Source organism: Aquabacterium sp. G14, from assembly GCF_037482285.1.
Lineage (GTDB): Bacteria > Pseudomonadota > Gammaproteobacteria > Burkholderiales > Burkholderiaceae_C > Aquabacterium.
Window position 1 is genome coordinate 74,284 of the sequence record NZ_JBBEYB010000005.1, and the last position, 14,101, is coordinate 88,384.

Below are 14,101 nucleotides of genomic sequence, written 5' to 3' on the forward strand. Positions count from 1 at the left end.
GACAGAGGTCAGTGACGGATTTTGTAGCCAGTCTTGAGCAGGCGCAGGGCCAGCACGGCGACCAGGGTCGTGGTCGTGCCCACGACCGACAGGCTCAACCAGGGGCTGACGTCGCTGACGCCAAAGAAGCCCCGGCGGAAACCGTCAATGAGGTAGAAAAAAGGGTTGAGGTGGGAGACGCTGTGCCAGAACGGCGGCAGCGAGTGCACCGAGTAGAACACGCCCGACAGGAAGGTCATGGGCATGATGATGAAGTTCTGGAACGCGGCCAGTTGGTCAAACTTTTCGGCCCACAGGCCTGCGATCAGGCCGAGCGAGCCCAACAAGGTGCCGCCCAGCACGGCGAAGGTCAGCGTCCACCACGGCTCGGACATGCCTGGCCAGGAGAACCAGGCCGTGACCGCGAAGACGCCCAATCCGACGACCAGCCCCCGCACCAGCGAGGCGCCCACATAGGCGAGGAACCAGGCGCGGTGCGACAAGGGGGTCAGCAACACGAACACGAGGTTGCCGGTGATCTTGCTCTGGATGAGCGAGGACGAGGCGTTGGCAAAGGCGTTTTGCAGCAAGCTCATCATCACCAGACCGGGGATGAGGAAGCTGGTGTAGCCCACCCCTGGGAACACCTCGACGCGGTCTTCCAGCACGTGACCAAAGATGAGCAGGTAGAGCATGCCGGTGAGCACGGGCGCGCCCACGGTCTGAAAGGCCACCTTCCAGAACCGCATCACTTCCTTGATGAACAGGGGGCGAACGCCCTCGAACGACTGGCGCCAGTTCATGCGTGTGCTCCTTGTTGGCCTTGCATGATGGCCAGGAAGACGTCCTCGAGGTCCGCACGACCCAGCTCCAGGTCTTCGATCGCGCATCCCGCCTCGCGCAGGCGCGCCAGCAGGACTTCGACCTCGGCGGCATCCCGGGCCGGCAACTGCACGATGCGGCCGGTGATGCGGGCCTGCGCCGCCAGATCAGGCGGCAAGGTCGCGTCGGTCTTGAAGCGCAGCATGGTGGAGGCCGTGCCGGCCAGCAGGGACGAGGTGCGATCCAACGCCACCAGCTCGCCCTTCTTGAGCATGCCGATGCGGTGGCACAGGGCCTCGGCCTCTTCCAGGTAATGGGTGGTCAGCAGCACCGTGTGCCCTTCCTTGTTGAGGCGGGCGATGAAGTGCCACAAGGTTTGACGCAGTTCCACGTCGACCCCTGCGGTAGGCTCATCCAGCACGATGACGGGTGGGCGGTGCACCAGGGCCTGGGCCACCAGCACGCGGCGCTTCATCCCGCCCGACAGCTGACGCATGTTGGCGTCGGCCTTGTCACTCAGACCCAGATGGGACAGCAACTCGTCGATCCAGTCGTCGTTGCGTCGCAGGCCGAAGTAGGCACTTTGGTTGCGCAGCGTTTCACGAACTGAAAAGAATGGGTCGAACACTAGCTCTTGCGGCACGACGCCCAGGGCGCGGCGTGCATCGGCATAGTCGCTGACGACATCGTGCCCCTGGACGGTGACACGACCGGCTGAAGCACGGCTCAGCCCCGCCAGGATGCTGATGAGGGTGGTCTTGCCAGCCCCGTTGGGACCCAGCAGGCCGAAAAACTCGCCTTCATGGATGTCAAAACTGACGTCCTGCAAGGCGCGCACGGTGCGCCCGCCGGAGCTGAAGGTCTTGGATACGTGCTGAAAGGATACGGCGCTCATGGAGGGGGCGATTCTAGGCCGGCACGGCTGAGCGTGCTCGGGGCCCCTCTCAATTCCAGACTCAGGCCTGGGAACCCGAAGCCTTTTCCACCATGCGGCTGACGTTCTTGGCGATCTCGGCCTCGATCATGGGCTTGAAGGCCTTCATCATCAGGCCCAGCTTGATGTTCACATCGAAGCTGTTGGCGGTGACGGTCATGGTGCCGTTGACGCCCGAGCGCTCAAACGAAATGACGTCCTGCTCGGCACCTTCCTGATGCTTGCAGGTCAGGCCCATCTTGGCTGCGGCGCCATCCGCCCAACGCTGGGCCAGTTCGCGGGCCTTGGGCAGACCGAGGTTGTGGGCTTGCTGAAACTGCACGTCGCTCATGAGCGTCCTCAAAAGTAAGTAAGGGTGTCAAAGGCGCGAACTATAAATAGCTCACTCCACACGTCAAGCCCCAGCCTCAAGAGTTGATCTGCTGACGGACAATCTTCCCCCTTGATGAGGGGGCTTTCCGGACAGGTAAGATGGACCCGACGCCATTTTTGCGGTGAGATCCCGATGTCCCAGCTCCCAGTCGTCCCACCTTCACTTGTGTTGCCTGAATTGCTGGCGCAAAGCGAGGCCATGCGCGTGCTGCGCCGCGACCTGCACGCCCACCCAGAGTTGTGCTTCCAAGAGGAGCGCACGTCCGATGTCATTGCACGCACACTTTCAGCCTGGGGCGTTGAGGTGCACCGCGGGCTGGGCAAGACTGGGGTGGTCGGGGTGATCGAGGGGCGGCCTGGCAGACGCGCCATTGGCTTGCGGGCCGACATCGACGCCTTGCCCATGACGGAGCACAACCAGTTCGCCCACGCGAGCCGCCATCACGGCCGGATGCACGCCTGCGGCCACGATGGACACACGGCGATGCTGTTGTCGGCCGCGCAGCACCTCGCCGCCACCCGAGACTTCGATGGCCGGGTGATTCTGGTGTTCCAGCCAGCCGAAGAGGGCGGCGGCGGTGCCCGTGAAATGATCCAGGACGGTCTGTTCGAACGCTTCCCGATGGATGCGATTTTCGGCATGCACAACTGGCCTGGCATGCCAGCCGGCACCTTCGCCATCAAGGATGGCCCCTGCTTTGCGTCGAGCAACGAGTTCCACATCACCATCCGAGGCAAGGGATGCCATGGCGCCATGCCCCACCTGGGGATCGACCCGGTGCCGGTCGCATGCCAACTGGTGCAAGCCTTCCAGACCATCGTGACACGCAATATGCGTCCCATCGAAACGGGCGTGATCTCGGTGACGATGATCCAAGCGGGCGAAGCCACCAACGTGGTGCCTGACTCTGTGACGCTGCAAGGCACGGTGCGCACCTTCACCGACGAGACGCTGGACTTGATCGAATTGCGGATGCGGGAACTGAGCCACCAATTGAGCGCAGCCTTCGGTGCTACCGCCGAGTTCGAGTTTCAACGCAACTACCCGCCTACCATCAACCACAGCGCCGAGACGGCATTTGCACGCCAGGTGATGACCGAGGTGGTGGGCGCAGAGCGGGTGCAGGAGTTCGAAGCCACGATGGGCGCGGAAGACTTCAGCTTTTTCCTGCAGCACAAGCCCGGCGCGTATTTTGTGATCGGCAACGGCGATGGCACGCACCGCGAGGGCGGCCACGGCCTGGGGCCGTGCACGCTCCACAACCCCAGCTACGATTTCAATGACGAGTTGATTCCGCTGGGCGGCACCTTGTGGGTGAAGCTGGCGCAGCGCTGGCTGAGCCAGCCCTGAGCGGAGAAGTCATTTCAGGGACAGCCGCCGTCAGAACACGGCCCCACTGTTGAGGTCGGCCACACGGCGGGTGCGCTCGCGATCCAGCACATGGCCCACGGTGCTCTCTGGCACACCCAAGGCTTCCAGCACGAAGGCGGACAGCTGCAACCCAGCCTCAACCGTTTCCGGGATCACCATGTTGGCCCCTGCGGCCAACAGATCACGCGCGTGCTTGGTGTCCCGTGAGCGAGCGAAGATCTGCAACTGTGGATACTCACCCCGCACTGCCCGCACGGTGGCCAGTGCCGCCGCCGGCTGATCCATGGTCACGACCACCGCGGCCGCCTGCCCGACGTGCAGACGGTGCAGGAATTCAGGACGGGCGGCGTTGCCATAGAACACAGGCTTGCCCTTGTTGCGCAGTTGCGCGACCAGGTTGGCATCTTGCTCGACAGCGACAAAAGAGACGCCCTGGTCCATCAGCAACTCACCGATCAACTGGCCCACGCGACCGTATCCGGCCACGACCACCTGCCCGGTGCCGAGTGACGGCACGGTCTCCAGCATGCTGAGTGGACTCGCCGGCGGATGCTGGGCATCCAGGCGGGCACCCAGCCACTGCCCCCATTGCGCCACCATCGGGGTGACGAACAGGGTGAGACCGACCACCAGCAAGACGAACTGCGCCATCTGGGGAGACAGAAGTTGGCTGGCTGCAGCCACACCGACCACGATGAACGCAAACTCACCGCCCTGCCCCAGCAACAACCCCGACTCGACAGAACGCCCCCAACTGAGCCCACCAACGCGAAAGATGGCGGTGACGACCGTGGCCTTGATCAGGATGAGCCCCATGACCGACAGCGGGACCCACAGTGGGTTGGCCAGGATCTCGCGGGCGTCAATGCCCATGCCCACCGTCATGAAGAACAGGCCCATCAGCAGGCCCTTGAAGGGCTCGATCGTGACCTCGACCTCATGACGGTATTCGGTTTCGGCCAGCAGCAAGCCGGCCAACAGCGCCCCCAGCGCCATCGACAGACCCGCTGCCGCGGTAAGGCCGGCGATGCTGAGGGTGGCCAGCAGCGTCAGCGCCATGAAAACATCGGCCTGACGCTGACGCGCGAAGTTACGGAACAGCGGGCGGATGACCTTGCGCCCCACCACGAAGATGAGCACGACGGCAACCACAGACTTGAGCAAGGTCATCCCCGTGACCGACCACATGTCAGGACTGCTTCCGCGACCGAGCAAATCGATGAGGATGAGTACGGGCACGACCGCCAAATCCTGGAACATCAGCACCGCGAAAATCGACTGCCCCATGGGGGTCGCGAGGGCCTCACGCTGGGAGAGCAGTTGCACGATCACGGCCGTGGACGACAGCGACAGCACCATGCCCAGCACCAAGGAGGACTGCCAGGAGTTACCGAAGGCCATCGCCAGCGCGCAGATCACGGCGGAGGAGGCGAGTACCTGCAAGGCACCTGCCCCGAACACCCAGCGTCGCATGGCCCACAGCCGCTCGGCAGACAGCTCCAGCCCGATCATGAACATGAGGAAGAGCACGCCCATTTCGGCAAGCACAGTCACCCCTGCACGCTGGGGGAAGGTGAACTGCGCGAGCCAGGGCCAGGTATCGACCCACAGCCCCAAGCCATACGGCCCGACGATCAAGCCGACGCCCAGAAAGCCCAGCACCTGATTGACCTTGAGCCGCTGCAACAAGGGAATGAGGACACCGGCCAGCGTGAGAAACAGCAGGGTCTCACGCAAAAATGGCATAGCGTGTTGCTCGGCCATGCTCAGCCCTCATCCGTCCAGGCCACGCGGTTCCACTGGATGGCGCGACTGCGCCAGTGCTCCTCGATGCTCTGTACGAAATCCGGCCGGACCAGCTTGGCACGCCCCAGCAACCAGTCCTCGTCTTCGTGTCGGATGACCACGCCTTCCAGAGAACCCAGCCGGTAGTGACTGCGATGGGTGTTCACCCACTCGGTCAACACCGGAAGGCTGGTTGCGCCCGCGCTGACACGCGGCACCTCGCGCAAGCCCAGCTTCTGAGCCAGCTCATGCCGACGGCGGGTGCTCCAGAAACGCTGCTCGTCACGGTCGTACACATCGAACGCCAGGAACCAGTCGGGCAAGGTCTCATAGTCCAGCGAGTGCTGGGCTGCACACCATTCTCCAAACAGGATCAGGCGATCGCCCAGGGCATCGAACAGCTCACCCTCGCGGATGGCCAGCCACTCGTCGAGACGGGAAAACTGTCCACCGTAGGGCTTGTTGAGGTACTGGCCACGGTTTTGAACGTGCAACACCGCTTCACTCGAAAACGAGATGCCCATGTTGGCGCCGTCTAGCTTTTCCTCGACCACCACCGGGTGCTGCAGCAAGGCCTGAGCCTCTTCGGGTGTCAGGACCTTGTCATCACGCGGCGTGCCGCTGGCCAGCCAGGCGATGTGAGGGGTGTGCGGGAAGCGAAAGAAATCGTGGGTGTGCGACATGAAGTGAATCGCTGAAAGGGGGTCAGTGGCCGAACTTGTGGACATGGAACTCCTGCACGTCTTCACAGCACAGAAAGCGGATCTGCACGCAGTGCTCGCCCAGGTGGGGTGCCCAGTCCAGCCACTTGGAGTCGGCCGCCTGCAAGATGGGCGGGCGCTCAGGGTGGGCATGCGCCACAGCCACGAACTTGCGGTCGGAATCGTCGAAGTGGTTCAGGTCGACATCGACCGGAAAGCTGAGAAAACCTCGCTGGACATGGGGGTCGAGGTGGATCAGATCGCAGCGGGCCGCATCGTCATGGTGGTGCAACACCCAACGCACGAAGGCATCACCCACCCCCTGACCATCGCTGGCGTGGGTCTTGTGCTGGTATTCGTTGACGATGGCATAGGCATCGTCCAAGGCCACCCGACCTTCAGCCATGAGACGTGTGAGCCACTCCCGACAGGTCATGACGCAAGCGGGACTGACATCCGGATGCTGACCGTTGGCCACCAGGAGGACGTTGGTGTCCACCACATAGGTCACAGGATTCAAGGTCGCTGCGGGGATGGTCAAGGGCGGCATCATCCACCAATTGTGCACCCGGATGGGGCGTGATCGCCGCACAGACCCCGTTATCCTGTGCGGATGTACACGTCATTTTTTGGCCTGGCACAGCCACCCTTTTCGATCGCCCCCGATCCCCGCTATCTGTTCATGAGCGACCGCCACCGCGAGGCCCTGGCGCACCTGCTGTATGGCGTGGAAGGGGGCGGCGGCTTCGTGCTGCTGACCGGGGAAATCGGTGCCGGCAAGACGACGGTGTGTCGCTGCTTTCTGGAGCAGGTGCCACCACGCTGCCATGTGGCCTACATCTTCAACCCGAAGCTGACCGTGCCGGAGTTGCTGCAGACCATCTGCGAGGAATTCCACCTGCCTGACAGCCACGGCGTCGCGCAGGTCGGCGGGGTGAAGGCCAACATCGACCGGCTCAACGGTCACTTGCTGCGCAGTCACGCTGAAGGGCACAGCAACGTGCTCATCATCGATGAGGCGCAGAACCTGTCGCTGGAGGTGCTTGAGCAACTGCGCCTGTTGACGAACCTGGAGACGAACGAGCGCAAGCTGTTGCAGATCATCCTGATCGGCCAGCCCGAGCTGCGCGACATGCTCGAACGCCCGGACATGGAGCAACTGGCGCAGCGGGTGATTGCCCGTTACCACCTGGATGCGCTGTCGGCACCAGAGACGGCCCAGTACATCCAGCACCGTCTGAAGGTGGCCGGGCTCGTGCGCGAACGCCTGTTCGACAAGGAGGCCATGCTGCGCATCCACCGCTGGACGCGGGGCGTGCCGCGCCGCATCAACCTGCTGTGCGATCGGGCACTGTTGGGTGCCTACGCAGAAAACCAGGCCCAGGTGACAGTGGCGATTGTGGACAAGGCCGCCAGCGAGGTGTTTCCGCGCCTGGCGCGTCAGCGGGCGAAGGCCGCAGCCAGCCCCTCGCCGACACGTGCCACACCCGGCCGACGCACCCAAGTGGCGCTGGCCGGCCTGGCCTTGGCAGGGATGACGGGCATGGGTGTCGCCCTGTGGTTGCAGCATCAGTCGGGGGAGGCACGGGCCCAGCGTCCAGCAGCAGCTTCGCTGGCAGCCACGACTCAGGGCGCCAAGGTCACCTCGGCCGTCAGCTCCGGTGCCAGCACAAAACAAGACACGGCGCCCTCCATGCGCGCCGACGTGATCAGTGCGGACGCGTTGATGCAAGGCGCGCTGACCGACGAGAACGAAGCGCTGCGACAGCTGATGACGCTGTGGCAGGTGCCAGCGGTGGGTGGCGATGTCTGTGCGAACGCCTGGCGCCAAGGCCTGATGTGCCATCTGCACAGCGGCGGTCTGCCGCAGGTTCGACAACTGGAACGACCGGTCGTGCTGCGCTTGCAAGCCAGCGGACAACGCGGCCATGCGCTGTTGACCGGCCTGGATACACGCTACGCCTATCTGCAGCACGGCGCTCAAACCGTGGCCATGCCTCTGGGCACGCTCGCCACCGTGTGGCGCGGCGACTTCGTGACGCTGTGGCGCACCCCGCCGGGTTACCGAGCCAAGTTGCTGCAGGGCCAGCGCAGCGCCACGGTCGGCTGGCTGGCCGCCCAGTTGGCCCGACTCGATGGCCACACCCTGCCGGCCGATGCCGTCACGACCTTCGATGCCGCCCTGGAAGCCCGCGTGCAGGCCTTCCAGTTGACCCAGGGCCTGGCGCCCGACGGGGTCGTGGGCGCCACAACGCTGATGCAACTCAACCGGGCCACGGGCGTGCCGGAGCCACGCCTCCACACGCCGGCCGAATCATCACCGCCTTCCCCTTCTGCCAGCCAGCCAGCTCATGTCCTACATCCTTGATGCCCTGAAAAAGGCCGATGCCGAACGCGAACAAGGGCGGGTGCCCGGCTTGCACACGCCCACGGCGAACCTGGAGGCCGACCTGCCCCCTCTGAGAGGACGCCCACCGGCTTGGGTGATGGGCCTGGGCGCCGTGTTGGTACTGACCGCGCTGGGCTCGGCCTGGTGGTGGACGCGGCCGGTGGCGACAGCCGCACCGGCGTCTGAGCCCGTGCAGTCGGATCCCCGGCCCGTGCTGGCGCAGGCACCCCAGACGGCGCCGACGCCGCTCCCACCCACGGTGACAACCCCGGTCACGCCCACCGCGCCCATCCCGACACAGGCACCGACGCCCTCGCTGGCGGCCGCGCCAACGCCCCTCAACACGCCCTCCGTGAGCGCCGTCCCGGTGACGCCATCGCCCGCCAGGGCGCAAGCAGCGGCGCCAACTCCCCAAACTGAGATGCGCTCGCCGGTGGTGACGCCGCCCCAGACGGTCTCGCCCGCCCCCGCAGCGACGCCTGCCAAGCCGTCAACACGCGCACCGATCCATGTGGATCCGGCCGCGACGACGAGCACCCAGGTGCCAAACCTGGCCGAGTTACCTGAAGACGTGCGACGCAGCCTGCCCGCCCTGACGGTGTCGGGCGCCATGTATTCCGACCAGCCCGCCAGCCGCATGCTGCTGATCAACAACCGGGTGTTCCACGAAGGAGACCAGCCGGTCGCTGGCCTGGTGCTGGAAGAAATCCGCCTGAAGTCGGCGGTGTTCCGCTACCGAGGCACGCGCTACGCCGTGTCGTACTGAAACGGCTGGGCAGCGTGCCATACGGCCCCCCCAGCCCTCGCCATTGACTGAGCCTGGAACGGCTCAGTCGCCCGCACCACCTGCCGCCGCGTCACAGCGGCGTGCCAGATGGGCCAGGGCCTCTTCGACCTGGTCCACCAGCACCAGGCACAGATCACCGGGCTGCAAGCGGTTCAGTGCCGTGTCGATGGCCAGGAACTCGCCCCGGATCTCTTCGACGTGCTTCACGCGCGGTGCGTCCGCCAGGCCTTCGCGCAGCAGCTTCAAGACCTCGCCATCAGCACGACCGCGCTGGCAGGCATCCTGAAACAGGATGACCTCGTCAAAGGCCTGCCCCAGGATGACCGTCTGCTCGCGGATGTCCTCGTCGCGGCGGTCACCGGCCCCGCTGATGACCACCGAGCGGCGCTGGGCCGGCAAGGCGTTCACAGCCGAGACCAGAGCGCGCATGGCATCCGGGTTGTGGCCATAGTCGGCAATCACGGTGGCGCCCTTGAAGTCCATCACGTTGAAACGGCCCGGCGCGTTGTCGGCGTCGTTGACGAAGCTGGCCAGGCCACGGCGGATCAAGTCCCAGTCCAGCCCGCTGCTCCAAGCCGCGCCCACAGCGGCCATCACGTTCTCGATCTGGAAACCGATGGTGCCGTTGCGGGTGATGGGGATGTCACGCAGCGGCAGCAGTTCGCGCCAGCTGCCTTCGGCCACGACGATCGCATCGCCGTCGATGCAGATGCTGCGCTTGCCCTGGGCACGGTGCGCGGTCAGCACGGGGTTGTGAGGCTCGGCCGAGAAGTAGATGACCCCGCCCGGGCACTTGGCGGCCATGGCCACCACGATGGGATCGCCTGCGTTGAGCACGGCGTAGCCATCTTCGGCCACGTTCATGACGATGACACGCTTGAGCACCGCCAGATCTTCAACGGTGGTGATGTAGTTCAGGCCAAGGTGGTCGCCCGCACCGATGTTGGTGACCACGGCAGTCTGGCAGCGGTCGTAACCCAGGCCTTCACGCAAGATGCCGCCACGCGCGGTTTCGAACACGGCCGCGTCCACGTCCGGGTGCATGAGCACGCTGCGGGCGCTCTTGGGACCGGAACAGTCGCCGCTGTCGATCTGGCGACCGTTGACATAGACGCCATCGGTGTTCGTCATGCCCACGCGCAGACCGCTGGTGGCCAACAGGTGCGCAGTGAGACGCGCCGTGGTGGTCTTGCCATTGGTCCCCGTCACGGCGACCACGGGAATGCGGCCATCTTCGCCCGGCTTGAACAAGTGGGCCACCATGGCCTCGCCCACATTGCGGCCCTTGCCGAACGAGGGCGACAGGTGCATGCGCAGACCCGGCGCGGCGTTGACTTCGACGATGCCGCCGTTTTGCTCTTCCAGCGGCTTGTGCATGCCCTCGGCCAGCACGTCCACACCACAGATGTCCAGACCGATGGTCTGGGCAGCCGCCACGGCCCGGGCGGCCACAGCGGGGTGCACCGTGTCGGTCACATCGGTCGCCGTGCCACCGGTCGACAGGTTGGCGTTGTTGCGCAAGATGACGCGACGGCCCTCTTCAGGAATCGAGTCCGGGGTCAGCCCCTGGATGCCCAGACGTGCCACGGCAATCTCGTCCAGGCGCATCTTGGTCAGGGCGGTGGCATGGCCATCGCCGCGACGCGGATCCTTGTTGACCTCGTCGATCAGTTCGCGCACCGTGTGGATGCCGTCACCGATGACGTGAGCGGGCTCGCGGCGAGCCGCCGCCACCAGCTTGTCACCGACCACCAGCAGGCGGAAGTCGTGACCGGGCAGGTACTTCTCGACCATGACAGTGCCGATCTCGGCCGCGGCCTTGTAGGCAATTTCCAGATGGTCGCGGGTGACGATGTTGACCGTCACGCCCTTGCCCTGGTTGCCGTCCTGCGGCTTGACCACCACAGGCAGCCCGATTTCCAGGGCCACGGCCCAGGCATCGCCCACATCGCGAACGGGGCGACCGATGGGCACCGGCACCCCGGCGGCGGCCAGCAGGCGCTTGGTGAGGTCCTTGTCCTGGGCAATGGATTCAGAGACGGCACTGGTCGAATCCACCTCGGCGGCCCAGATGCGGCGCTGCTTGGCACCCCAGCCAAACTGCACCAGGCTGCCTTGTGTCAGACGACGCCAGGGAATGCCCCGAGCGGCGGCGGCGGCCACGATGGCCCCGGTGCTGGGGCCCAGGCGCACGTCTTCGTCCAGATCGCGCAGCTCGGCCAGTGCCGCCTGCAGGTCAAACGCAGTGTCCTGCTGCGCCGCCGCGATCAGGGCCTGGGCATGCTTGAGTGCCAGTTTGCCCACAGGCTCTTCGCTGTACTCCACCACCACCTGATAAATGCCCTCTTCCAGGGTGGGTGCCGTGCGGCTGAAGGAGACCAGGCAGCCGGCCTGCGCCTGCAGCGCCAGCGTGGCAGCCTCCAGCACATGGGCCAGCGAGATGTGGTCGGGTCGGCCCGCAGGGCGCAAGGCCCCGAGGGACGGAAACAGCTTGCGCAGGCGCTCTTCAAAGCCCGGCAGCGTCTCGAGCGTGCGCTCGGCCGGCTCACAGGCCACCACGGCCTCGATGGCCGTCTGGCGGCTCCAGAGATTGGGGCCACGCAGGGCCCGGATGCGAGAAACGTCCATCTCTTTGTCTCTTGGTGTTCGCGTCGTGAGATCGGGCCGGGCTCAGCGCACGGCCTGCGCGGTCGGGTCGAAAGTTTCCATGCCGGCAGCCATCAACTCCGGCGAAATGTCCAGGGCCCAGGCCACGGCCACGGCGGCCAGCAGGGCCTGCACGCCGGCACCCGGCAGCGGGTGCTTGGTCAAGCCACCCATGACCCGGCGCGCCGACGCGCTGTCCAGGTCGATGCAGCGCACCGGCGCGTGGCCGTTGTGGGTCAGCAGCACATGGTTGTCGGCCACGGACACGGTGCGCCCGCCCTTGGCGCGGTGCGCCACCATCACGGGGCTGTGCTGATCGACGTCGTAGAAAATGACCTCGCCATCGCACAGGTCGGCCATCTCGACCAGACGCGCATCTGCGGCATGCAACACGGCCACGCCGCCCGGCAAGACCACGTCCACCTGCGTGCGCAGCACCTTGAACATCTGTTCCGGCTCATGGATGTCGTGCACGGCCAGGGCCGGGTCCACCGGGGCTTCGGCGCCACGCAGATCGGTCACCAGACCCACCTGGCAGCGGTCGTAAGCCAGCCCATCGTCGAGGATGGACACCGGGCCGTTTTCCACCACGATGGCATTGACATCGCGGTTCATGAGCAGACGCTCGGCCGCCGCGAAGCTGGCGCGGTTACCCGCCTCGACGCAACGCGAGCCCAGGAACAGACCTTCGCTGCACGCCAGGCCCACCACCTTGCCGCTCAGGTGCAGGAACCAGGCGGTCAGGCGGGCAATGTGGGTCACGCCCTGCGAGCCCGCGACGCCGATGATGGGCACACGCCCCGTCTCGTCCTCGTCAAACAGGTTGTCGACGATGGCCTGCCCTACGGGGCGCGGCAAACCTTCGGCGGGCTTGAGGTGCATCAGCAGACCCGGACCGGCGTTGACCTCGACGACCGCACCGCGTTGCGGCGCCAAGGGCTTGGCAATGTCTTCCACCACCAGGTCGATGCCGGCAATGTCCAGACCCACCACGCGCGCAGCCAGCGAGGCCAAGTAGGCGATGTCGGGATGGACGTCATCGGTGCAGTCGATGGCCACGTTGCCATTGCGCTGCACCAGCACCTTTTGCCCGGCCTTCGGGATGGCCTCGGCGTTCAGGCCCTGGCGCTCCAGCAGCAAGCGCATCGCAGGCTCGCGCTCCAGCACGATGGTCTCCAGCGGGAATTCCTCGGCATCGCCACGACGCGGGTCGCTGTTGAGCTGGTCTTCGATCAGGCGGGCCACCGTGTCGCGGCCGTTGCCGGTGATCCACAGGCTCTCGCCCTTGGCGGCGGCCACCATCTTGCCGCCCACGATGAGCAGGCGGTGCTCGTCGCCACGCACATAACGCTCGACGATCACCTCGCTGCCCTCGGCCTCGGCAATCTTGAACGCCGCCTCGATGTCGGCACGCTCGGTCAGCTCCAGCGAGACCCCCCGGCCATGGTTGCCGTCCAGCGGCTTGACCACCACCGGCAGGCCGATGTCTTGCGCGGCCTCCCAGGCCGCCTCGGGGCTGTCCACCACCTCGCCCTCGGGCACGGGCACCCCGCAGGACTTCAGCAAGGTCTTGGTCAGGTCCTTGTCGCCGGCAATCGCCTCGGCGATCGCGCTGGTGCGGTCGGTTTCGGCCGTCCAGATGCGGCGCTGCGCACGCCCGTAGCCCAGTTGGACCAGATTACCGTCGTTCAGGCGGATGTGCGGGATGCCCCGGTCGGTGGCTGCGCCCACGATGGCCGCTGTGCTGGGGCCCAGGTAGCAGTCGTCGATCTGGTTGCGCAGGCGCTCAACGGCGGCCGACACATCGAAAGGTTCATCGTTGATCGCGGCCATCAGCAGGGCATGGCCCTCGGCCAGCGCCAGGCGAGCCACCTGCTCGTCGCGGGCGCGGAACACCATGCGGTACACCCCACGCTGCGAGGTGCTGCGGGTCTGACCGAAACCCGTGGGCATCCCCGACAGGTTCAGCAACTCGATGATCACGTGTTCCAGGATGTGCCCAGCCCAGGTGCCCTCTTCCAGCCGCTGGAGGAAACCACCGCGCTCGCCGACGCCGCAGTGGTGCTCGACCAGGGCCGGCAGCATCGCTGTCAGGCGCGCGTTGAAGCCCGGGAGCTTGTGCGAAGGCCAGTCTTCCAGCTCGCCCAGGTCCAACCAGACCTCCAGCACCTGGCGGTAGGTCCAGATATTGGGGCCGCGCAGGTAATTGACCCGCAGCAACGTGATGTCGTTCTTCTTGCTCATGTCCAGCCTGTCTGACTGCATCCAGTTCAATCCACGGTGCGTTAGGGGGTCACGAAAGTCAACATGGGAG

Annotated in this window: 11 protein-coding genes; 3 read left to right on the forward strand and 8 right to left on the reverse strand. The window is 65.6% G+C overall.

Annotation, left to right across the window (positions count from 1 at the left end):
* Positions 1 to 8: 8 nt before the first annotated feature.
* The 3 genes from WIT60_RS07495 to WIT60_RS07505 form a co-directional block, all read right to left on the reverse strand.
* Complete coding sequence (locus WIT60_RS07495) at positions 9 to 782, reverse strand: ABC transporter permease (RefSeq protein WP_339583315.1); 774 nt, start codon at positions 780 to 782, stop codon at positions 9 to 11.
* On the reverse strand, positions 779 to 1,696 hold the full coding sequence (locus tag WIT60_RS07500) for an ABC transporter ATP-binding protein (protein WP_339583316.1): 918 nt from the start codon (positions 1,694 to 1,696) through the stop codon (positions 779 to 781). Before WIT60_RS07500 ends, WIT60_RS07495 begins: the two co-directional genes overlap by 4 nt.
* Positions 1,697 to 1,757: 61 nt before the next feature.
* Positions 1,758 to 2,066 carry a polyhydroxyalkanoic acid system family protein gene (locus WIT60_RS07505; RefSeq protein WP_339583317.1) on the reverse strand — a complete coding sequence of 103 codons (309 nt, stop codon included), beginning with the start codon at positions 2,064 to 2,066 and terminating at the stop codon, positions 1,758 to 1,760.
* Positions 2,067 to 2,306: 240 nt separating this feature from the next.
* Between WIT60_RS07505 and WIT60_RS07510 the strand changes: the two genes are divergently transcribed.
* Complete coding sequence (locus WIT60_RS07510; protein WP_445207673.1) at positions 2,307 to 3,458, forward strand: M20 aminoacylase family protein; 1,152 nt, start codon at positions 2,307 to 2,309, stop codon at positions 3,456 to 3,458.
* A gap of 30 nt (positions 3,459 to 3,488) precedes the next feature.
* On the opposite strand, the gene WIT60_RS07515 is transcribed toward WIT60_RS07510, so the two are convergent.
* Genes WIT60_RS07515 through WIT60_RS07525 form a run of 3 tightly spaced genes read right to left on the reverse strand, consistent with a single transcriptional unit; the run spans position 3,489 to position 6,506 of the window.
* Positions 3,489 to 5,243, reverse strand: coding sequence for a cation:proton antiporter domain-containing protein (locus tag WIT60_RS07515; protein ID WP_339583319.1), 1,755 nt, complete (start codon positions 5,241 to 5,243; stop codon positions 3,489 to 3,491).
* A gap of 2 nt (positions 5,244 to 5,245) precedes the next feature.
* On the reverse strand, positions 5,246 to 5,947 hold the full coding sequence (locus tag WIT60_RS07520; protein ID WP_339583320.1) for an RNA ligase family protein: 702 nt from the start codon (positions 5,945 to 5,947) through the stop codon (positions 5,246 to 5,248).
* Positions 5,948 to 5,969: 22 nt separating this feature from the next.
* Positions 5,970 to 6,506 (reverse strand): hypothetical protein, encoded by a 537-nt coding sequence (locus tag WIT60_RS07525; RefSeq protein WP_339583321.1) that lies wholly within the window; start codon positions 6,504 to 6,506, stop codon positions 5,970 to 5,972.
* A 141-nt stretch (positions 6,507 to 6,647) separates the two neighbouring features.
* Between WIT60_RS07525 and WIT60_RS07530 the strand changes: the two genes are divergently transcribed.
* Both WIT60_RS07530 and WIT60_RS07535 read left to right on the forward strand, forming a co-directional pair.
* Positions 6,648 to 8,333 carry an ExeA family protein gene (locus WIT60_RS07530; RefSeq protein ID WP_339583322.1) on the forward strand — a complete coding sequence of 562 codons (1,686 nt, stop codon included), beginning with the start codon at positions 6,648 to 6,650 and terminating at the stop codon, positions 8,331 to 8,333.
* Positions 8,317 to 9,120: a general secretion pathway protein GspB gene (locus tag WIT60_RS07535; RefSeq protein WP_339583323.1), complete on the forward strand. Its 804-nt coding sequence runs from the start codon at positions 8,317 to 8,319 to the stop codon at positions 9,118 to 9,120. The genes WIT60_RS07530 and WIT60_RS07535 overlap by 17 nt, the downstream gene beginning before the upstream one ends.
* A 63-nt stretch (positions 9,121 to 9,183) precedes the next feature.
* Here the strand turns inward: WIT60_RS07535 and cphA are convergent, their stop codons facing one another.
* Together cphA and WIT60_RS07545 are read right to left on the reverse strand one after the other, a co-directional pair.
* Positions 9,184 to 11,769: a cyanophycin synthetase gene (cphA, locus tag WIT60_RS07540; protein WP_339583324.1), complete on the reverse strand. Its 2,586-nt coding sequence runs from the start codon at positions 11,767 to 11,769 to the stop codon at positions 9,184 to 9,186.
* A gap of 42 nt (positions 11,770 to 11,811) precedes the next feature.
* Positions 11,812 to 14,031, reverse strand: coding sequence for a cyanophycin synthetase (locus WIT60_RS07545; protein ID WP_339583325.1), 2,220 nt, complete (start codon positions 14,029 to 14,031; stop codon positions 11,812 to 11,814).
* Between the last annotated feature and the right edge of the window lie 70 nt (positions 14,032 to 14,101).